Source organism: Maribacter stanieri, from assembly GCF_900112245.1.
Taxonomy (GTDB): Bacteria; Bacteroidota; Bacteroidia; order Flavobacteriales; family Flavobacteriaceae; genus Maribacter; species Maribacter stanieri.
In genome coordinates this window covers 93,758-117,369 of record NZ_FOYX01000003.1, presented here as the reverse complement: position 1 = coordinate 117,369, position 23,612 = coordinate 93,758, and the positions used below count along the sequence as shown (strand labels likewise).

Here is a 23,612-nt window from a genome sequence, read left to right as displayed (position 1 = left end):
ATGAAAAAGAAATTAATTTATTCAACTATACTCACATGCATGATGCTAGGTGCATGTAGTGATGACTTTACCGAAATTGCTCCAACAGGAGCTCTTTCAGATGAAGCATTACAAAATGCCACTGGTGTTGACTTAAAATTAACCGCTGCTTATTCTGTATTGGATGGAGAACGTATTAACCGTCAAGGTGAAGGTGTTTCTGCAGGTGGTGATAACTGGTGGACCGATGTAATTGCAGATGATGCACATAGAGGTAGTACCGATAGTGATAATACTGAACTGTTTCAATTAGAAACTTTAGATTGGCAAACAGGTAATAGCTGGTTTTTAGGTAGATGGAGTGCTCTTTTTGGGGGTGTAAATAGATGTAATGCTGTTCTTGAATTAATCAGTCAGATTCCTGATGGAGATTTTTCACAACAAAGAGGTGAAGCACTTTTCTTAAGAGGTTATTATAATTTTGAACTTCAGAAATTTTATGGAAACGTTCCATTTATTTCAGTTGAAAATTTAACCAATAAAGAATTTAATCAACCAAATCCAGGTCCTATTTGGGCTCAGATTGAAGCTGATTTCCAAGAAGCAATGAGCTTGTTAAGTTCTGATGTTGTAAACGGTAGAGCTAACTCATGGATTGCTGAGGCGTTTCTTGGTAAAGCTTACTTATATCAAGAAAAATGGGATGATGCATTTACATTGTTAAACAATGTAGCTTCTGAAGGTCCATATTCTTTGAACCCAGAATTTGTTAATAATTTCAACTTTGCTGGAGAAAACAGTTCTGAATCTATGTTCGCTATTCAGTTTGTATCAGATGACGGTCGTTCTTTCAATGGTAACGGTGCAGGTACATTAAACTTTCCTGGTGGTGGACCATTAGGTACTTGTTGTGGTTTCTATCAACCAACTCAAGATTTGGTAAACATTTACCAAACAGATGGTACTGGACTTCCTTTATTGAATAACTACTATGACACAGATGTTACTAGTGATTATGGCTTGGCTTCTTTTGAAGAAGATGGTGAAACACCAACAGATTTTACTCCTTTTGAAGGTCCTTTAGATCCAAGATTAGATTATACAGTTTCTAGAAGAGGTATAGATTATAACGGATTTGGTCTTAACCCAGGTAAAGAGTGGATTAGAGCTGGTTTTACAGATATATCTGGACCATACCTTCCTAAGAAGAATATTTATCAAGCTGATGAAGTAGATGCCAACCGTGGTACGGGTGGTTGGGGATCAGACTGGTCTGGTATCAATTACAACGTAATGCGTTTTGCAGATGTTCTTTTAATGGCTGCAGAAGCTGCTGTTGAAAAATCTACTCCAGATTTACCATTAGCTTTAAGTTATGTAAACCAAGTTAGAGAAAGAGCAAAAAGTATGACTTATGTTCAAAACGAAGCTGGAGATGCTGCTGCTGCTAACTATCAAATAGAGCCTTATGGTACTTTTGCTACTCAAGAATTCGCACGTGATGCTGTTCGTTTTGAGCGTCGTTTAGAATTTGGTATGGAAGGTCATAGACTTTTTGACTTAAGAAGATGGGGTATAGCTCAAGAAACTATCAATGCTTATATAGCAAGAGAGGCTGAAGATATTTCTCAGTCTAACTACGGTCGTTTTGGAACTTACACTGAAAAATTTGATTTATTCCCTATTCCAATCAACGCGATTGATCAAAGTGGTGGAGTTTTAACTCAAAATCCTGGATATTAATTAAAAATAATATTCAATTATTCTTAGTACAAAGAAAGAGGCTGTTTCAACAAACAGCCTCTTTTTTATTATCTTTAAGCCTATCAAAATCAACAAAACAAATCACTTTTTATTTGTCTATAATTTATAGTCCAATAAAGTATTCAACTACCACTCTTCCCTATCAGCATGAAAAATATTTTATCACTTTCGTTACTCGTTTTAATAACACTTTCTTCTTGCAACAAAACAGATCCTAAACTATTTTCTAAAGTTGATTCTGACGACTCAGGCATAACTTTCATTAATAAAATAGTAGAGACAGATAGTTTTAATATTCTTACCAGTGAATATATATTTAATGGTGGCGGTGTTGCCATTGGTGATTTTAACAATGATGATAAACCAGATTTATTTTTTACCGGAAATCAAGTCAGTAATAAACTTTATCTAAATAAAGGTGATCTAAAATTTAACGATGTAACAGAAAAAAGTGGAACAGCCGCAAAAAGTAAATGGAAAACCGGTGTAGCTGTAGTAGATATAAATAATGATGGCTTTTTAGATATCTATATATGTGCAGCCATGTATCCATCGGAAGAAGACAAAGCTAATATGCTCTTTGTAAATCAAGGACTAGACGAAAACGGAGTTCCTGTTTTTAAAGAATTAGCTAAAGAGTACGGTATCGCAGATACGGGCAATAGTATGAACGCTACTTTCTTTGATTATGATAAAGATGGACTACTAGACCTATATGTATTAAATAACGTTGACGTTCATGTTCTCCCTTCCAATTATAGAAAGAAAATAACGGATGGTTCTGCACTAAGTAATGACCGTTTATATCACAACAACGGAGACAACACATTTACAGATGTAACTATTGAAGCAGGCATAACCATAGAAGGTTATGGTTTAGGTATTGCCATATCTGATATTAACAATGATGGTTGGTCAGATATTTATGTGAGTAATGATTACCTCACCAATGACATCCTATATATTAATAATCAAGACGGGACTTTTAACAACAATATAGATGATTTAATAAAGCATCAAAGTAAATTTTCTATGGGTAATGATATTTCCGATTTTAACAATGACGGATATTTAGATATCATCACTTTAGATATGTTAGGAGAAACAAATTACAGACTAAAAACTACCATACGAGATACAAAATATAATGACTATGTCATGAACAAAAGGTATGGTTACAGCCACCAATATATGCGTAACATGTTACAAGTTGGCCAAGGACCAAATGTGCCATATAGTGAAATAGGTTTATTAGCCGGAGTATCTAGAACAGATTGGAGCTGGTCTCCCCTATTTTTTGATGCAGACAATGATGGTTACAAGGATTTATTCATTACCAACGGATTTCCAAGAGACATTACCGACTTGGATTTTGGAGAGTTTAATTTTAACGTACGTAGATTTTTAAGTCCAAGTCAAATACTTGATTCTATACCGGTAGTTAAAATTCCAAATTATTCATTTCAGAATACTAAAAAGGGCACTTTCAATGATTCAAGCAATGACTGGGGCTTAGATATACCTTCATTTTCTAATGGTGCAGCGTATTGTGATTTTGATAATGATGGTGATTTAGATTATGTGGTCAACAACATAAATGACGAAGCATTTCTTTTCCAAAACAATACTAATAATGCAGAAAAGACGAATTCACACTTTTTAAAAGTAAAGCTTAGTGGTTTAAATCATAATAAAAATGGAATTGGCTCTAAAATAGTATTAAGAACAAATGAAGAGGAGTTTCAATACCATGAGCAATATCTTACCAGAGGATACATGTCTAGTGTAGATGATGTTATTCATTTTGGGTTGAATGATAAAAACCAAGTTGCATCTTTAGAAATAGTATGGCCAGATGGTAAGTATCAAAAAATAGATCAATTAAGTATAGACACTACCATTAACTTAGATTATAATAATGCAAGCGAAATAACTTCAAACACATTAATTTTTCCCCTAGCGAAAAAGGAGTATTCTCCAATATTTGAAGAAATATCAAATGATATTGGTATTGCTTATGCTCATGATGAACTGGATATGGTTGATTTTAATGTTCAGCGAATTTTACCTAAAAAACTAACCCAAAACGGTCCATGTATTGTAAAGGGTGACATTAATGGTGATGGTTATGAGGATTTTATAATTGGAAGCTCTTCTGGTGCCTCTCCGCGACTATTTACACAAGATAAAGCTGGAATTTTTTCTAACACTCCCCTATTTACTGATGTTTATAATAAAACGTTTGAAGAAGAAAGTATGGTTTTATTTGACCTTGACAACGATGGTGATTTAGACCTTTACTTAGTATCTGGAAGTAATGAGTTCATGAAAGGGTTAGAATTTTACACTGATCGCCTAATGATCAATGATGGAAAAGGTAACTTTAAATTGAGCAAAGACAAAATGCCAGTTATACAAGCTAGTGGATCTATTGTAACGGCAGGTGATTTCAATAATGATGGATATACAGATTTATTTATTGGAGGTAGAACCCCATTTGCAAAATTTCCAATTGCAGAAAAAAGTTTCTTATTGGTTAATGAAAAAGGAGTTTTAAAAGACGTAACAGACACGTTAGCTCCAGAATTAAGGAATATTGGAATGTTAACGGATGCAATTTGGCTAGATTTTGATAATGATGACAGGTTAGACTTAATAGTAGTAGGAGAATATATGCCTATTACATTCTTTAAAAATGAAGAGAGCGGGTTTAAAACTGTTAAAGAAACAGGGCTTGATCATTTATTTGGATGGTGGCAAAATATTAAAGCTCATGATTTTGACAATGATGGAGACATAGATTTCATAGTAGGCAATCTAGGAAACAACAATATTTTCCAGCCAAATAAAAACAAACCCGTAGATGTGCTTTATAAGGATTTTGACAAGAATGGAACTGTAGACCCAATAGCTTTTGCATACTTGAAAAAAAACTACTCTGATACCACTTATATCTCTGCTCCTGTTAATTTTGGAGGAGACCTATTTGGGCAAAGTCCATTATTTAGATCAAAATTTAATTTATATAAAGATTATGCAAATACAACACAAACGACACTTTTTACAGATGAAGAACTAGACGGAGTTGAAAAACTGACTATCAATTTCGATAAAAGTATATATATCGAAAACCTTGGTGGTGGAAAATTTAATTACAAACTACTTCCAATAGAAGCACAAGTTGCTCCAATCAACGGAATTGCAACATTAGATTATAATAATGACGGCAATGAAGATATCTTATTAGTTGGTAACGATTTTGGAAATGAAGTTTTTATAGGACGATATGACGCATTCAACGGCTTATTATTAAAGAATGATGGCAAAGGAAATTTTAAAACGATACCTACTCAAGAAAGCGGATTTTTAGTACCAGGCGATTCAAAAAGTATAGCTACCGTTAAAAGTAACAAAGAAAATTATCCATACTATGTCGTTACTCAGAATAGAGACTCTGTTCGGGTATTTCAGAAGAACTAAAAGTTGCAACTAAACTAAAGAAATCGGCTGGCATATTTTTAAAATGTGCCAGCCGATTTCTTTTCATTAAAAATTTCCTAATAACTAAAAAAATACTGTGTTCTATAATTACAAAAGCAAAATATTTTAACACAAATACCTCTAATTGCATATTTTAAGATACCAAAAAAGATGAAAAGTGCAATAGGATACTTCCAATACTAACGACAGACAACACCTCCAAATCGATAAGTAACACTTATCAACACATAAGTGTATTTTTCTTAAAAATTTAGCATTTATACTGGTTATTTGATATAATATTAACTAATATTATATAAATATTATGTAATTCTTAACACACATTAAGAATTGATAATAATTCAACAATTAACTAAACAACCACTTATTATGAATCAAAAATTAGATTTTAAATCAGTGAAATCCAAAGGACGCTCATCATTCCTAAGCAACGGATTTCTACTGATTTTAGCTTGTATTTGCACGCAAGAAATCGTTGCAAATGAGAAATTAACAACTTCCGAGGAAGTTAAACTAACAATTGTTCAAAATACCGTTACAGGAACGGTTTCAGATGAAATGGGTCCCTTGCCAGGGGCTAGTGTACTTGTAAAAGGTACAACTAACGGTACCCAAACCGATTTTGATGGGAATTATACTATTGACGCACCAAGTAACGCGACACTAGTAATTAGCTATATTGGCTTTAAAACCATGGAGGTTGCTATTGACAATCAAACAACTATTAGCGTTACTCTTCAGGAAGATGCCAGTAAGTTAGATGAAGTAGTAGTAACTGGCTACGGCACTCAAGCGAAAAAAGACTTGACCGGTGCAGTAACTGTAGTTGATACGGATGACCTTTTAGCTATTCCGGCAACAACCTTCGCCCAACAACTTCAAGGTAGGGCTGCTGGTGTAAATATTGTTAACGACGCAAGAGCTGGTGGTGAAGCTACCGTGCGTATTAGAGGTTTTGGTACCTTAGGAAACAATGACCCATTATATATTATTGATGGGGTTCCTTCTCAGACACAATCTAACCTAAACCCAAATGATATAGAATCATTACAGGTTTTAAAAGATGCCTCTGCCGCATCTATTTACGGTTCTAGAGCTGCTAATGGGGTAATCATCATTACCACAAAAAAAGGTAAAATGGGCAAACCACAAATTACCTACAATACCTTTTATGGAATACAATCTGCGGCAGAGGATGTTGATGCTTTAAACGCAGCAGATTTGGGTGAATATTTATATTTAGCTGACTTATACGCTGGTGTAACACCAAGTCACGGTCAATATAGCTATGGACCAAATGGAGAAGTAACTATTCCAGATTTTGTTTTTCCAAGTGGAGCAAATGCTGGTGATGATGGTACTGACCCAAGTTTATATTCTTTGACACCAGATAATATCTATGCAATCACAGAATCGGCAGATACAAATTGGTGGGATGCCATAACACGTTCCGCTCCTATAATGAGTCATAATCTTTCTGCCTCGGGTGCTACTGAAAATGCACGATATGCTTTTAGTTTAAACTATTTTGAGCAATCAGAAATTATTAAATTTTCTGATTACAATAGAGTATCTATTAGAGCAAATACAGAATTTAAAGCTCTAAGCCAAAAATTAACTTTAGGTGAAAATTTTACCGCTTCTTTTGAAAACAAAAAAGGCGTTGTAAATAATTTTGATGAACAAGGTCCTGTTCAAGGGTCGTATAAACATCATCCTCTATTACCTATTTATGATATTGCCGGTAACTTTGCAGGAAGTAGAGGTGCTAACTTGGGTAACAATTTCAATCCTTTTGCAAGCTTATCTAGAAACCAGGACGATCGTACATATGGATTACGTTTATTAGGGAATGTTTTTGCAAATTATGACATTACACCTAACATTAGTGTTCGTTCTAGTTTTGGTTTAGATAGTAGAGTGGAAAGAAATAGAGATATTGGAAGACCACAACCAGAATATGTAGAAGGTAACTTTATCAATAGTTCTACAGCTCGTGAGCAATATGAATATCAATGGACATGGACCAATACGGTAAGTTATTCTAAAACATTTAATGAAAAGCATAATTTCGCTGCCTATGTTGGGGTTGAATCTATTCAACAATTTGAGGAGCGTTTTGAAGCATCTCGTCAACGTTTCAAATTTGAAACCAATAATATTATAAGTTATTTAGACTTAGGAGATGCAACCACATCAAGTAACCGTGGTTATGTATGGCAAGATTATTCTTTATGGTCACAATTCGGAAAATTAAACTATGATTATGATGGTAAATACCTTGCACAAGTTACATTAAGAAATGACTCTTCATCCAGATTTCAACAAGCAGCAAATAGTGCAGTTTTTCCAGCATTTAGTTTAGGTTGGAGAGCATCTGACGAGAGCTTTATGGATAGCGTTGAATGGATAAATGACTTAAAACTTAGATATGGTTGGGGACAAACAGGTAACCAACAAATTGGAGATTACAATGCCTATACGACCTTCCGTTCAGATATTAATACTGGTGGCTACCCAATAGACGGCAGTACAGGTTCACCAACTATAGGGTTCTCTACTCAAGCCTTCGGTAACCCAAATGCTAAATGGGAAACTACAACTCAAGGTAACTTTGGTATAGATGCCGTTATGTTTGATAACAAGGTGAATTTCAACTTGGACATTTACAGTCGTACAACCTCTGATATGTTGATTGAGGTTCCACCAACTTATACTGCAGGTCAAGCAACCGTACCTTCTTTTAACGTTGGTGAATTGGTAAATAAAGGTCTTGATTTAGGATTAGGTTATAGTGATGATAAGGGTGATTTTGGTTATAGTGTAAATGTAAACTGGTCAACTTATGATAATGAAGTAACTGAATTAGGTGGTGAGAACATTCGTATTTTTGGACGAAGTGAAAGAATTCCTGCCTTATCAATAACACAAGAAGGTTTACCAGTTTCTTCCTTTTATGGATTTAAGACTTTAGGTCTTTTCCAATCTCAGGCAGAAGCAGATGCATGGGCTCCTTACGGAGATTACAACGCTCCTGGTAAATTTAAAGTTGAAGATGTAAATAATGATGGAGTAATCAATGATGATGACCGTACGGTAATAGGTACACCTCACCCAGACTTCACTTATGGCATAAACATAAACCTTACTTATAAAAACCTTGCGCTTAATGTGTTCGGTAATGGATCTCAAGGTAATGATGTCTTTAACTACACTCGTTATTTTGCGGATTTCAATACCTTTCAAGGTAATAAATCAACAAGAGCACTTTATGATGCATGGCAACCAACAAATCCACAATCTGACCCTTCAACTTGGGTAGCGGCTAATCCAAATGCTACTACTCCAATAATGGATCGTAACGATGCTGTTAGTAGTCGTCCTTCATCTTACTTCATTGAAGATGCTTCGTTTTTCCGTTTGAAAAACATACAGCTTACTTATAATTTTGATCAAAATTTATTAGAATCTATTGGCGGTATTGCTAATGCTAATATTTATGTTCAAGGTCAAAATTTGGTAACGTTTACTAAGTACACAGGGCTTAACCCAGAAGTACAATTAAGTAATACTGATGATTCAAGAAGAAACCTAACGTTAGGTTATGATGGTGGTGGTTTACCTGTAGCCCGTACATTTACTTTAGGTTTAAATGTAACTTTAAAATAATTTGAAAATGCTAATTAAATATATCATGAAAAAGAGAAATTGGATTTATATATCCTCATTAATTACAGCACTCCTTTTTGTCGTTGCATGTAGTGATGAGTTTTTAGACAGACAGCCCGAAGGTCAATTTAGTGAGGCAGACGTGGCAACTCCAGATGGTGTTGAAAACTTACTTATAGGTACTTATAACATGGTGCCAGGTGGTGGTCTTGAAGGACAAACATGGCATAATGATATTCATAGTTGGGTATTCAATATAGCTTCTGATGATGCTTTAAAAGGTACAGATGCTGGGGATCAACCAGAACAATCATTCATAGAAGCTTATGACTTTCAATCATTTAACGTTCACATACGTGATAAATGGAGAGGTTTATACAAAGGTGTAGCAAATGCTAATATTACATTAACCACACTTGCATCGGTAGAAGAAGGTATATCTGAAGAAAGAAGAGCTCAAATAATTGCTGAAGCTAGATTTTTAAGAGGATTATTTCATTTTGAGGCTAGAAAAATGTGGAGATCACCTGTATATGTTGATGACACAAATTTTCAATTAAATGATCTTGAAAGCACCAAAATACCTAATGACAGAGAAATTTGGCCACTAATTGAAGCTGATTTTGAGGCAGCGGTAGCCACATTACCAACCACACAAAGTGACGTTGGTAGACCAACAAAATGGGCAGCAAAAGCATTTTTAGCAAAAGCAAAAATGTACCAAGGATGGGATGAAGCAGGTAACGCAAACACCACTAAATTGGGTGAAGCAAAGGTTATTCTAGATGATATTATTGACAATGGTCCATTTATATTAATGGATAAATTTGAAGATAATTTCAAAGTTGGAACACGAAACAATACAGAATCAATTTTTGAAGTACAGTATGCAATTAGTAGTGCTGCAGATGGTGCTTCTAATAGAGGTATTGGGTTAGCTCATCCATACACTGATCCTTGGGGCTGCTGTGGATTCTACCAAGCTTCACAGAACTTAGTTAATGCATACAAAACGGAAAATGGATTACCAATGTTGGATACTTTCAATGATTCTAACGTTCCGTTTGAAACTGATGAAACTACCACGCTATCTACCTATACAGGCACATTAGATCCTAGACTAGATCATTCAGTTGGTAGACCAGGTATATTATACAAAGGTTTCAAAATTTACCAAACTGATTTTGTACGTGATTTAACGTATGCAGGACCTTTCTTTTCAATGAAGCATGTGGCAGAGCCAGAAGCTTTTGGTCAAGGTGGCTGGGGTAATCTTTCTGCCAATAATTATAGAATCATGAGATTAGACATGATTTATTTATGGTTAGCTGAAGCTGAAGTTGAATTAGGTGACTTAGAAAGAGCTAGAGAATTAGTAAATGAAATACGATCAAGAGCTGCTAACCCTGCTGGTTTTGTACCAAGGGCAACACAAGGCGCAGAACGTAATGACTTTACAATTGTTGAAGGAACTCCTGCCGCTAATTATGAAATAGCAACGTATGACGATGCATGGACAGATCCAGCAGTAGCAAGAAAAGCAGTACGATTTGAAACTCGATTAGAGTTTGCATTGGAAGGACACCGTTTATTTGATCTTCAACGTTGGGGAATCGCTGCAGAAACACTTAATGCTTATATCGCAAGTGAATCTCAATTGAGAAGTTATTTACAAGGTAGATCATTTGTAGAGGGCAAGAATGAGTTTTTCCCTATTCCTATTGAGGCTATTGACAGATCAGCTATTGACGGGCAACCTACATTAACACAAGATCCAGCTTATTAAAGTATAAATAGTATTGTTAATTGTTAGTTGCATAAAGAGTGGTTAAAACAGTTTTAACCACTCTTTATATTTTTATATACTACTAGAATCATTCATAAATACCAATAAGGTGTGTTCTTATATAAACAGGTATCTCATTTATTCCATCTTCTGCTTTTAACTTCATAACTTCAGAAGGCACTAAAGGCATATGACAGCTAATACAATTTTGAGATGCAGTATGTTCTTGCCCCTCAACCACCTTATTTATAGAATTAACTTCATGGCACGATAAACACTTGGCATTAAACACACTAGCATTACCCCTCTGATTTTCATGAGGATTATGACATGTAATACAGTCCATTTTCGGGGAATTTATAAAGCATGAACTTTCACTCAACAGTCCCATTTGATTTCCATGAACGTCTAGTTTAGTATTTGAATTAACATTTCTATAATTTTTGGAATACAAAGACAAGGTGTCTCCTGCAATGAATGAAAATGGATTTCCTTTTATCTGTTGAGCCTGTAAACCAGAATGACAAACTGCACAAGCATCTAAACGCTGCTGTCTATTATATTTCTTGAAATCATCTATAAACTTCCCAACTAAAACATCTGGGTTTTGGCGATGATATTTTACGTGATTCTCTGCAGGACCGTGACAACGTTCACAATCTATACCTAAAATTATTCTTTCTCTATCATAAGATTTACTCTCGCTAGTTTCATCTTTATGCTGAGCAAAGGTTACATGGCATTTTAAACAATTATCATCAACCTTTCTATTCAATGCACTTTCTGGAAAATTAGGACTATTTACCCAAGAGTCCGTGGGTTGAAAATAAGAAGCCTGTAATTGATATAAATCATTCCCTTTCCAATTAAGGTGGCTTTGTCCTTTTACACCTGAGCCAATTACAATATCAATTTTCGACTTTACTACTTCCTTAGTTTTATACTTAACATTTGACAGTTGATAATAGTCCTCTTCATCCGCAACCATTTTTAATCGAACACTCCCTAAATCCAACTCATTTGAATCTGGACTAAAATTTCCTTTAATCGAGCCCTCTTTAGGATAAAATGAAGTATTAAAATGAGCAGTTTCTAAATGCGTTTTGTAAATATCTGCATGACACTCATGGCAAGTTTGTGACCCTACATAATTAGTACCATTATAATGAGTGGCTACTATTTCGGGCTCAAGGTATTCTGAAATCTCAACAGCATTTTTTACATACCAAAAAAGATAAATCAATAATAACCCAAGAATACTTAATATGATATATTTTACATTCTTGCTATTATTCATTTTAAACTCTATTATTATTTCAATTCTTGATTCATGAACCAATCATATAAAGCATCAGTTTCATAAGCCTTTATCCATGCATTGTGCCCAACATTCGGATACTTTGTAAAGATAACCTCGTAACCCATTTCCTCTAATTTGGCGACCATAGTTTCCGATTCAGAAATAGGAATAGATTTATCTTTCTCCCCATGAAATACCCATATAGGCATATTTCTATTGATCCAAGAAGCATAAGGCAAAGGTGTCATACCACAGACTACCGCCATTGCTGCAAAAGTTTCTGGATATTGCACTGCCAATTCCCATGCGGCACCACCTCCCCTACTCAATCCTGTTAAATATATTCTACGTTTGTCTATTCTATTATTGTCAACAATAGAATCTAACAATTGTTTTACAGCCCTAGTATTCCACCATTTTTTTGCATTCGGATTTTGAGGTGCCAGTATTAAAAAAGGAAATTTTTTGCCTTGTACAATAAGCTTTGGCGGTCCATTTCTTTTCACGGTAACCAAACTATCGCCAGATTCACCGCCACCATGCAAAAACAATAAGATTGGAAAATCTTTCTCTGGTTCTTCTTGATAATCTTCTGGGTAGTACAAGTAATAGGCAAGATTTTCTTTTACATTGGTTTCCATTTCTGAATCTATCAGAATTGGTTTTACCTGAGATGCGCAACTTTGAAAAATAACTAGTAAAATAATATAAACAATAGACCTCATCATTGACAGCAAAATTTTCAACCAAATGTACCCTAAAAACAAGTTCTTTTGAAGTTAAAGTATCTTTAGATCAATTCCTGATTAAAAAGTTAAACATATAAGAATTTAGTAAAACAAAAAAGGAGATGCAAATTGCATCTCCTTTTTCAAAATTATATTCCTTCTTTATCTGTATAACGTAAAGTGACCTACATACTTAATTGCATCACTATTTGCATTAACTACATACCAGTAATCTCCTGTTGGCACTTCTTTACCTTCGTAGGTACCGTCCCAACCGCTTACTTCATCTAATACAGCAACTACTCTACCATAACGGTCATAAATTCTCACCTCAACACCATCAAAAAGATCTCTGTTTTTAGGTGACCAAATATCATTTAAATTATCACCATCCGGAGTAAAGAAATTAGGGAATTCTAACATTCCTGTAAATTCAAATGGTACACTAAGTTCTAACTCACAACCTCTAGCATCTCTTACACGTACATTTACTAATCCACTTTCATTGGTAGTAAAGATAGTCTCGTCTCCAAAAGATCGACCATTGAAAAAGAATTCATATTCTCCATAACCACCTGCCGCAGAAGCAGAAACTTCATTAGGTCCTGTTTTATCTACGACCAAACTCAAAGGTTCATATCCTTCTACACTAAATTCTACCATATTCGTACAACCATTTTCATGATAGATGTACACAATATGATCACCTGCCGGTAAATCTCCCCAAACATACTCATCTGTGGCATTTGCCGTAATAGCATCGGTTGGATCAATTGGATCAATTGCAAACATTAACTCAGGCAACAAATTACCATTTGCCAATTGAATAGTTGTGGTACTGGTAGGGAAAATACCTTCGCAACCATATTGTACTTGTGGGTTTGCAGTTAAATCAACTCCTATATCTATTGTGAACAATTCTGAAGCAGTACACATATTAACATCTTGTATATAAATAATATAAGATGCACCTCCTTGTAAATCTTCAAGAATTTCTCCAGTATAAGGAGCAAATGTAGCTGTACCTGTCTCATCTACGGGATCAACCATTTCAACTTTATACTCAAAATATGGTGTAGGGTTTACAGTCACATCATCAAAAGGAGTACCACCAACAACCTCAAAAACAACAGTACCATTGTTTGCACCAATACATAATTCATCGGTAGTTTCAATGTTTATAACTTGAATTTGATCAGGCTCTTCAACGGTGATAAAATCTTTCTCAAAACAACCGTTATCATCCTTAATTAATATTTCATAAGTACCTGCCGCCAAGTCTTCAAAAGTATATGTACCTGGATTATCAGAATCATTAAAGAAATCATTAAAGTTTGGTGCTATTGCAAACTGAATTAATCCTTCGCCACCAGCACTTACAGAAACCGTAATAGTACCGTCTTCTTCACCATTACAAGTAACGTTGGTGGGTACAGCATCAAATATAATTGGATCAGGTCTTACGATTTCAAACGGACCACCTATACTCATACAAGTAGACCCACTAGTTACAGCGATATAATATTGTGTTTCTTCTGGAAGACCTTCAAAAGTACCATTATCCTGAGGACCTCTTACTAGGGTTGCCGTAGCCGCAGGATTAAATGCATCTACAGGATCACCTATATATAAGTAGAATAAATCTTCACCTACACCACCACCAACAAATGATTCTATTCTACCATCCAATTCAGAAGCACATGAAATATCATCTATTAAGTTTGTAAACAAGGTAACATCCGTAGCATCTGTCATGGTAATACCATTAGAACGAATTGCCGGGCAAGCACCTGCTGAGTTCACCTTTCTAACATCAAATTGATACGTTATACCCTGAACACCTGTAATAGTTACCGAGTTTCCTGTCATTGGAACATAAGTACCAATAGTTACTCCGTTTTCAACCCTTAAGTATTCATACGTAAACAAAGGATCAGGATTCTCTACCGTCATTCTCATTTCACCATCGCCACCACAACCAGGTACTCTTGTCTGTACCAATACTGGCTGAATTGGTGGTGGTGGATCTACAAAATAAGCATCGGTAACAAATGAACATCCAAAACTAGAAGACACCTCAATAGCGTACCAACCTGAGCTTATATATCCTCCACTATCGCCAATGAAAGTAGGTGTATTCTGTAATCCACTCTGCGAAACAACGGCTGTATTATCGTCACCACTTAAATACAATAGTGTATAGTTATAACCTGCACCTGCAAAACCTCCACTTGCTCCAGCTGTAGCTGTAATAGCATCTCCAGATGTAGTATCATAAGCTTCAAGCACCGCATTGTTACCATTTGGACAATCTAGACTTTGTGGCTCTCTAATTCCTGCTATTATTTGTGGAACTTCTTCCAACTCAATTTCTACAGTACTTGTACAACCTTCAACATCTCTAACCTCAACTTCATAGAAACCAAAAGATAAGCCGGTAAATTCATTATCAACCGAGAATGCTGCAACTTCAGAAGTATAACTTGCACCACCATCGGTACTCATTAACAATCTATATTCATATGGTGTAGTATCCCAACCGCCCGTACCTATTGCAACAATTTCTCCAGTATCGTTTGTACAACTAACATTTCCTATAGAATCCGCTGTCACTACTAATGGACCATTTGGAGTTCTAATATTGGTAACATTACTAGTTCCTGAACAAAACGGTGTATCAACAGAAACAACATCAACAACTAAATTACCACCAGGTAAATTATTTATACGTGCTTCGTCGCCATTAATATCTGGAAAATCAGTTGTATTAAACGTACCCGAAGCCAATGGTGTAGACCTAGTGTCATCAGTTGCTTCATAGACAACATAGTTAAACTCACCTACATAATCACCAACTGTTATAAACAATGCCCCATCATTTCCAGGAACAGCACAACTAACGGGTTTTGCTTCACTAATTAAAGCTGTAGGCACTATTGGTGCATTTACCGTGTGTACCGGCATTGGATAGGTACAACCAACCGTGTTATCTGTTATTTCGAATAAGTAATCGCCCTCTTCAGGCAAGTAAACATCCACATAGTTATTACCAGAAGAATTAGAAACAGGAGCCACAGGAATAACAGAAACAGTATTTACCGTAAAATCGCTAGTACCACTAACCTCTATACGTACACGCTCATCATCTCTACAGTTTAAAATATCAACCTCGACAATAGTAGGTATAACATCTGTAGGTTCATTAATAGTTGGCACATCAAAAGTAGTTTGACAACCATTACCATCTATTGCGTAAACCGTAATGTTTTGAGGTGAACCGTTATCAATTATTTCAAATGTATTTCCTGTTTGATAATTTTCAAATCCTGTAATACTATACTGATAACCAGAACCAATTGTCCCTGCATCAACAACATTTACAGTGATAATTGTTGAACTATAACGATTTGCACCAGGTTCACAAGCAAAATCCGGAGCGCTAGCAGTAATACTAAAAGCATCAGGATTATCGATTGTTTGAATAGCAGATAAAACTTCACAATTACGAGCGGTTACTACTTGAACTTGGTAATCACCTGCAGGCAATCCAGAAAATGCACCTGTTGTGTTTCTGTCCTGCTCTGTAGCTGTCGTTAAATTATTTAAAATATATGTTAATGGTGTATCCTGTGATGTAAATGGAACAGCTGCATTAGCCGGACCAACAACAACCTCTATAGAACCATCATTTTCATCTCTACAACTAATATCAATTGCTTCTTCAGAAATAATAACTGGTTGTGCAGCTTGATTAAGTATGATATTGGAAACTCTTGTAAAACAATATATAGTTCCATCAAATACAACACGGTCAGTAATTAACACCTCATAAGTTCCTGGTGTCAACCCTGTGAATAACGGATCATTAGTTTGGGTAATAGGACCCACTGAATTTGAATTATAATCCGTTCCTGTAAGTTCAAAAGTAAAATCACCACTACCACCGTTAGTACTTATTGTTATAACGCCATCTGCATCATTACAAGTACTGTCTGTAGAAAACTCTCCTGTAGCAGATAAAAAGTCATAAACTGTAGCAGTACCTTGACTAGTACAGCCATTAGCATCGACCACATCAACTACATAATCCCCAGGGCTACTAACTATGTACGTATATTCCCAAAAACTACCTACTATCGTCGGTAATTGTTCATCACCACCTAAGGTAAATCTAGGCGTATTTATAGTATTAGGCACTCTCACCGTAATATCAAAAGCAGTAGATGTAGGATCACACTGATTTACAACTGTAAATTCTGGCACTGCCAAATCTGGATCTAGTGATATAATAGTCGCAATATCAAAAGAAGTACAACCACTTACATCTCTTACATACACATCATAATTACCATCTGGCGCAGAGAATGTAGTTTCATTAGTCCAATCTGAAGCAGTTGGTGAAATACCATTGTCCATAAAGGCAAACTCATATGGTCCGCCAGAACCTCCTCTACCTTGTACGGTTACTTGACCAAATGCATTACAATTGGCTGGAACTTCTTGTAAAATATCTATGTCCGGTAAATTTTGAAGGACTAAAACCGAATCTGCCGCTGTACAAGTATCTGTTATATTAGTAACTAATATTTGATAATCACCTGGTAACTCTGGATAATCTCCATTATAAGTTGAGCCTGTAGTTAAAACTGAATTCTCAAGTATAATACTTGACCCATCTTCATTGTTTATCAATTCTATTCTTAATAAATCACCAATATTATAACCTGTAATGTCATAAGTTATTTCTCCGTTCCTATTAGTATCACAAGCGCCAGGTGTAGATTCTGCTATAACACCTAAAGCAGAAAAACCGTCTATTGGTGGTATTTCTTGTTCATAAGTACAACCTGTACCTACATCTAAAACAACTACGGTATAAGCTACACCATACTGAATACCGTCCGAAACATTACTGAATGTATGATCATCAGTGGCCGGTGTATTATTTAAGTTATAAAAAGCAGGTTGATCTAATAATCTTATCTCATAAGAACCTGATCCACCACTAACAGAAACAGCATAAGTAAAAGCTGTATCATCACAATCAACTGGTGCTGGCGGTGGTATAGGTGTTATCACAACTTCATCAGAAGTAATGGTAACAGTATCTATATCTGTACAACCATTAGAATCTACTGTAATTACCGTATAGTTACCAGTTACCAAGCCCGCATCTAATATTTGTAATGGTAATGCAGTAGGATCAACATCTTCTCTACGTGTAATTTCTACGCCCGTATTATCTTCAATAATAAAATCAAAATTTGGGGTACCTTGGGTGACATCCACTGTAATACCCCCACTTACCGGACCACTACCACCACAAGTAGCCTGAATTTCAGAAACAATTGTTGCTGGCGGTGGAGTAGTATCCAAAACAATATCAAAAGTATCTACAACCGTTTCACAACCCCTTGCATCTCTTACCAAGTATGAATATGTACCAACGGTTAAATTTGAAAATACAGTTTCTGAACCCCATCCATTTCCATTAAAATTAACTTCATATGGTGGTACGCCACTTGTTGCATCAGGAATGATTGTAACAGCACCATTATTTGTAGAACTACAACTTACAGGTCTAGCTACGTAAGATGCAGCAGCAATATTCTGTGGTGGGTTTAAAGTAATAGAAACAGATTGTGCTATACAACCACTGCTGGTAGTATTATTATCTGTAATTCTGAAAACATAATCTCCAGGTATATTTGTATCATAATCAAAAGTATCGGAAGTAAGTGGTATTGCAGTACCAAAAGTAGCACCTCCATCAGAACTAACTTCATATTGCTTTGCACCAGCACCAGAAGTATAACCTCCGTTTACATTTACACTAATTCTTCCATCAGCTCCACCACAAGGTATTTCAGTAGTAATACTTGTATTTACCCTTAATTGAGGTGCTATTGTAATAGGTAGACTATCTGAACAGTCATTACCATCTACCACTTCAATCGTATAATTACCAGGTGCAAGACCTGTAAAAGAAGCGCCAGCCTGTAATGTTCCTCCGTTAATTCTATATTGGTGCGTTCCAATAGCTGCAGTACCTGCACTAGAAGTTACTGCTACTGTTGCACCAACACCTGCAACAAAACAGAAATCAGAAGCTGGACCATCTAATGAAATACTTGGCGCATCAATAGGATTTAAATCGAATGAAAACGTATCTGTACATCCTTCTGCATCTTCAACAGTTAATGTGTATGTTCCTGCTGCAGAAAGATTACTAAATGTTCTTCCAGATTTAGGACCAACTTGTGGACCTACCGGTGGAGTTAAAGTATATCTGAATGCACCCCAGCCGCCGGTTGCATTTGCTCTAACAGCACCTAAATTGCCATTTGCACAGCTCATATCTGTAACCGTACTTGTAGACAAATCTAAAACTGGTGCATCTTGAATATCAAATGAAGTGGTATCCGTACAACCCGTATCAGCATCTGTTACGGTAATCGTATACGTACCAACACCCGATGAAGGTAAAACTACTTCACTTGCACTTTGAGGTCCGCCGGTGAATAAACCTCCATTTATATCATAGGTATAGTTATTAGCAAATCCGTCAATAATAAAAGTACCTGTACCATCTGTTTCACCATTACAAACTCTTAAATCTCCGCCAGACTTTACACGAACACGAATAGAACTAATTACTACAGGTCTAAATCCTTCAGTATAAGTACACCCGTTTACATCTGTAATTTGGAAAATATATGCTTGAGAAGCATCAAGATCATCGAAAGTGTCATTACCAAAATTATCATGAACTTCAGAAGCTGGACTAATTATGCTATAGTTAGCAATAGAAGCATTACTTGTAGTTAATAATTGTACATCTACCGTATTATTACCACAATTACTATCTGATGTTACAAAATCTATATCTGTTGGCGGATCTGTGTCTAAAATTTCTATAGCAGTAAGTTCTAAACGACACCCACCTGCATCACGAATTATTGGTGTATATGTACCAGCTGCTAGGTCTGTATATGATGTAGTAGTCGTAAAATTAACTCCGTCAATACTAAAAACATAACCACTACCAGAACCACCAGAAAATGGACCAACAAAATCAATTTGTCCGCCATTAGTACCAGCACCTGTACAAGTAACATCAGTAACTTTAGTTGCACTACCTGTTAATGAGCCAACCGTATCTACCGTTACAGAAGCCAAATCTAAAGTACATTCAAATCCGCCTTGTTGGTATCTTACTTCAATATCATTATAAGTTCCTGCAGCTACTGAAATCTGCGGAGTACTTACCCATGGTTCAGAAGCACTTTCTCTATACGATATATTATAACCTCTACCGTTATTTATAGTAAATTCTAATTTTGCACCACCATTACTACAAGTACCATCAATACCTGTAACAGTAATATCTGGTGGTAATAAATCCTCTACATCAGAAGAAGCATTAATAATACAACCATTACTATCTGTAATAACAAAATCATATGTTCCTGCAGATGATACCGTATATGTTGTTGTACCAGAATCTGTAGAAGCATCTCCAAATGAAGGTTGCACACTACCACCGTTAACCGTAAAAGTATATGGGGCAGAACCACCTGTAGTATTTAAAGTAATATCTACGCTAGAAATATTTGAACATCCAAAACTGCTATTAACTTCAGTTGAGGCATCTAAGGCAGAAGCCCCAGCACCTATTGTTAAAGGATTTCCACTGGTATCTACCGTTTGTCTTGGAGCACTAATTCCGTTTAAAGGGTCTCCCTTACATTGTTGTGTTTCTACTTGTACTGTATATGTACCAAATCCTACAGCTGAAAAAGTATAAGGATTTGTTGCTATGTAAGCTGTAAATTCTTGGGCAACACCACTAGAATTTAATAAAGTATATTTATAAGGACCAGGAACGTTTGAAGCAGTAACTGTTATACTTCCTGTATCACCACTACATAAGGCATCGGTAAAAGTTGCTTCGATTTCGATCTCCTTCTCCTCTATTACAATAGGCTCATAAGGATACTCACATGTATTAGCTGTATTTCTTAATCTTGCCTTAACGTTATACGTACCAGGAGCTAGACCAGAGAATATTGCACCCTGCCAAGTTGTACCACCATCAATACTAAACTCGTAGGCACTAGATAAGTTGGTTATTTGAATTCTACCATCTACTCCACAGATGTAATCTTGTTTTACATAGGTTTGGGTAATTGTACTTTTCTTTACTTTAAAGTAATATGGTTGACCGTCTACAACAACTCGGTATTCGCCACCTGTAGTTGAAGAGACCGAACTAGCATCTAACGAAAATGTAGGCCCATTATAAACTTCAGTATAACAAGAACCAGTATTTGGACATTCAGTATTTACATTTGGTGTACAAGAACCTCCCAATACTTGCCATGAAACTGAAGTATGACTACCACCGGATAAACTTATAATACGATCATCATAATCTCCACATAAATTGAATCGTGCAATTGTGAATCCGTTATCGTTACAAGTCTCAGTAGCGTCTGCACCTACAATTATTGTTGAAAACATTGCCGAAGCAGCTAAATTAGACTTTCGTGTAACTATGACTTCTTTTTCTGAATTGGGTTGGTTTTTGGTAGAAATCGAAACAGCCTTTTCGATTACAAGAGCCACCTCTTCGTATAAAGTAGTTACTTTAGAGTTGGCTAGTGCCGTAGTACCTATAACTGATATAACAATCAGTAAAAGTACATACAGCGCATACCGCTGTTGTTTTGGGAGCATAGGTTAAGTTTCGTTTTTAAGAACAATACCGATTTGGGATCTATAAAGTTCTTTGGTGTAATTTTTATACTTATATTTTATCTTTTAAATAATCATGTGTTCTCTAACATATTTCTAACGCCTGTATATGAAAAATAGTATTACCATAGCACTTTTATTCGTTGTATCGCTAAATTATTCTTGCGCACAAAATCCTGAAAACAAAGTAATTACACCAAAAGAGCCTGTTTTTTCTACTGAGCTGTTCGTCGATGAGCTACAGATACCATGGGGGTTTACCTTCCTTCCAGATAAAAGTATTTTAATAACTGAAAAAGAAGGGAAATTGATTCATTTTAGAAATGGAAAAAAGACGATTATCAGCAATGTTCCAGAAGTATATAATCGAGGTCAAGGCGGATTATTAGATATTGAAATTCACCCTAATTATCAGGAAAACGGATTTATTTACCTTTCCTATGCATCAACTGAAGGAAATGAAAAAGGAGGACATACCGCAATAATGAGAGCAAAATTGAAAAATAATGCTTTAATCGAAAAAGAGTTATTGTACAAAGCAGTACCAAATACGACTAAAGGACAACATTTTGGATCAAGAATTGTCTTTGATAATGACGGTTATCTTTATTTCTCCATCGGTGAACGTGGAGACAGGGATATTAACCCGCAAGACTTAAAAAGAGACGGCGGTAAAATATATCGTTTACACGATGATGGTCGCATTCCAAAAGACAATCCGTTTGTAGATGTAAACGGTGCCAAGACTGCTATTTACAGCTATGGACACCGAAACCCTCAAGGACTAATTAAACACCCCCTAACTGGAGAAATCTGGGATAATGAACACGGACCACGTGGAGGTGATGAAATTAATATTATAAAAAAAGGAGGCAATTATGGATGGCCATTAGTTACATATGGAATTAATTATGGAGGCACACCTATCACCGATAAAACAGAAATGAAAGGGATGGAACAGCCAATTCATTTTTGGGTACCCTCTATAGCTCCAAGCGGAATGACATATGTTACTGGGAACAATTATAAAAATTGGAAAGGAAGCCTATTGGTAGGCTCATTGGCTTTTCAATATTTAGAAAGATTAGTATTAGATGACAACAAAGTTATAGCTCGCGAAAAATTAATGGATGGTTTAGGAAGAGTACGTGCCGTAAAGGAAGGTCCAGATGGTATTATTTACGTAGCCGTTGAAGGAAAAGGAATTTATAAATTAATTCCTAAAATGTAAACTTTAAAAAAACGCCTGTTCCCATAACTACTGGAATTTCAGGCGTTTTTTATTCAAAATTTATTATCAAAAACCTCAACTTATGCCTTACCGGCATCTATTGCTAATTTTACAGATCCGTGTTTTTTCAACAACTTTTCAGCTTCGGTATAATCTATATTCAAACCTTCCATAATATAGCGAGTACCTCTATCTACCAACTTATCATTGCTTAATTGCATGTTAACCATCTTATTTCCTTTCACTCTGCCAATCTTAATCATTAAAGCAGTAGAAATCATATTTAGCACCAATTTTTGCGACGTACCACTTTTCATTCTAGTACTGCCGGTAAGAAATTCTGGTCCTACATTAATTTCTATAGGAATATCAGCAATTCTGGCAATAGGCGCGCCAGGGTTATTTGTTATTGCAGCAGTTAAAATACCCGCTTTCTTGGCATCTTCTAAACCACCAATAACATATGGTGTACTACCCGATGCCGCAATACCCACAACAACATCGTTATCATTTATATCATGAGCTTTCAAATCAACCCAAGCTTGTGCTGTGGCATCTTCAGCATTTTCAACTGCCTTTCTAATAGCGGTATCACCACCTGCAATTAAACCAATTACACGTTCATGAGGCATACCAAAGGTTGGCGGAATTTCTGAGGCATCTAGTATACCCAATCGACCACTTGTACCTGCGCCGATATAAAACAATCTTCCTCCTTTATTAAATCGCTCTGCCAATCCATCAACAAGTTTAGTCACCTGCGGAATAGTTTTTTCTACTGCATCAGCTACTTTTTTATCCTCCTCATTCATTTTTTGCAGAATGGTTTGGGTATCCATCAACTCTAAATTGTCATGATTAGACGGAGTTTCTGTAATTTTCTTATAATCCATTTTT

Annotated in this window: 9 protein-coding genes; 5 read left to right on the top strand and 4 right to left on the bottom strand. The window is 35.7% G+C overall.

Features of this window, described 5'->3' with window-relative positions; all coding sequences use genetic code 11:
* The 4 genes from BM296_RS14410 (at nt 1) to BM296_RS14395 (ending at nt 10,699) form a co-directional block, all read left to right on the top strand.
* Nucleotides 1–1,722, top strand: a complete 1,722-nt coding sequence (locus BM296_RS14410; RefSeq protein ID WP_091903976.1) for a RagB/SusD family nutrient uptake outer membrane protein — start codon at nt 1–3, stop codon at nt 1,720–1,722.
* A 168-nt stretch (nt 1,723–1,890) separates the two neighbouring features.
* Nucleotides 1,891–5,223, top strand: a complete 3,333-nt coding sequence (locus BM296_RS14405; RefSeq protein ID WP_091903974.1) for a VCBS repeat-containing protein — start codon at nt 1,891–1,893, stop codon at nt 5,221–5,223.
* A 390-nt stretch (nt 5,224–5,613) separates the two neighbouring features.
* A complete protein-coding gene (locus BM296_RS14400; protein WP_091903972.1) occupies nt 5,614–8,913 on the top strand; it encodes a SusC/RagA family TonB-linked outer membrane protein in 3,300 nt (1,099 codons plus the stop codon).
* A 25-nt stretch (nt 8,914–8,938) separates the two neighbouring features.
* Nucleotides 8,939–10,699: a RagB/SusD family nutrient uptake outer membrane protein gene (locus tag BM296_RS14395; protein WP_091903970.1), complete on the top strand. Its 1,761-nt coding sequence runs from the start codon at nt 8,939–8,941 to the stop codon at nt 10,697–10,699.
* 88 nt (nt 10,700–10,787) lie between these two features.
* On the opposite strand, the gene BM296_RS14390 is transcribed toward BM296_RS14395, so the two are convergent.
* From BM296_RS14390 to BM296_RS14380, 3 genes are all read right to left on the bottom strand, one after another.
* Entirely contained in the window at nt 10,788–11,996 is a 1,209-nt protein-coding gene (locus tag BM296_RS14390; RefSeq protein ID WP_143099081.1) for a multiheme c-type cytochrome, read from the bottom strand.
* 14 nt (nt 11,997–12,010) lie between these two features.
* On the bottom strand, nt 12,011–12,640 hold the full coding sequence (locus tag BM296_RS14385; protein WP_245787029.1) for a carboxylesterase family protein: 630 nt from the start codon (nt 12,638–12,640) through the stop codon (nt 12,011–12,013).
* Nucleotides 12,641–12,889: 249 nt separating this feature from the next.
* A complete protein-coding gene (locus tag BM296_RS14380; RefSeq protein ID WP_091903963.1) occupies nt 12,890–21,466 on the bottom strand; it encodes a T9SS type B sorting domain-containing protein in 8,577 nt (2,858 codons plus the stop codon).
* A 127-nt stretch (nt 21,467–21,593) separates the two neighbouring features.
* Between BM296_RS14380 and BM296_RS14375 the strand changes: the two genes are divergently transcribed.
* Entirely contained in the window at nt 21,594–22,715 is a 1,122-nt protein-coding gene (locus BM296_RS14375) for a PQQ-dependent sugar dehydrogenase (protein WP_091903960.1), read from the top strand.
* Nucleotides 22,716–22,795: 80 nt separating this feature from the next.
* Here the strand turns inward: BM296_RS14375 and murQ are convergent, their stop codons facing one another.
* Nucleotides 22,796–23,608 carry an N-acetylmuramic acid 6-phosphate etherase gene (gene murQ, locus BM296_RS14370; RefSeq protein WP_027066453.1) on the bottom strand — a complete coding sequence of 271 codons (813 nt, stop codon included), beginning with the start codon at nt 23,606–23,608 and terminating at the stop codon, nt 22,796–22,798.
* Between the last annotated feature and the right edge of the window lie 4 nt (nt 23,609–23,612).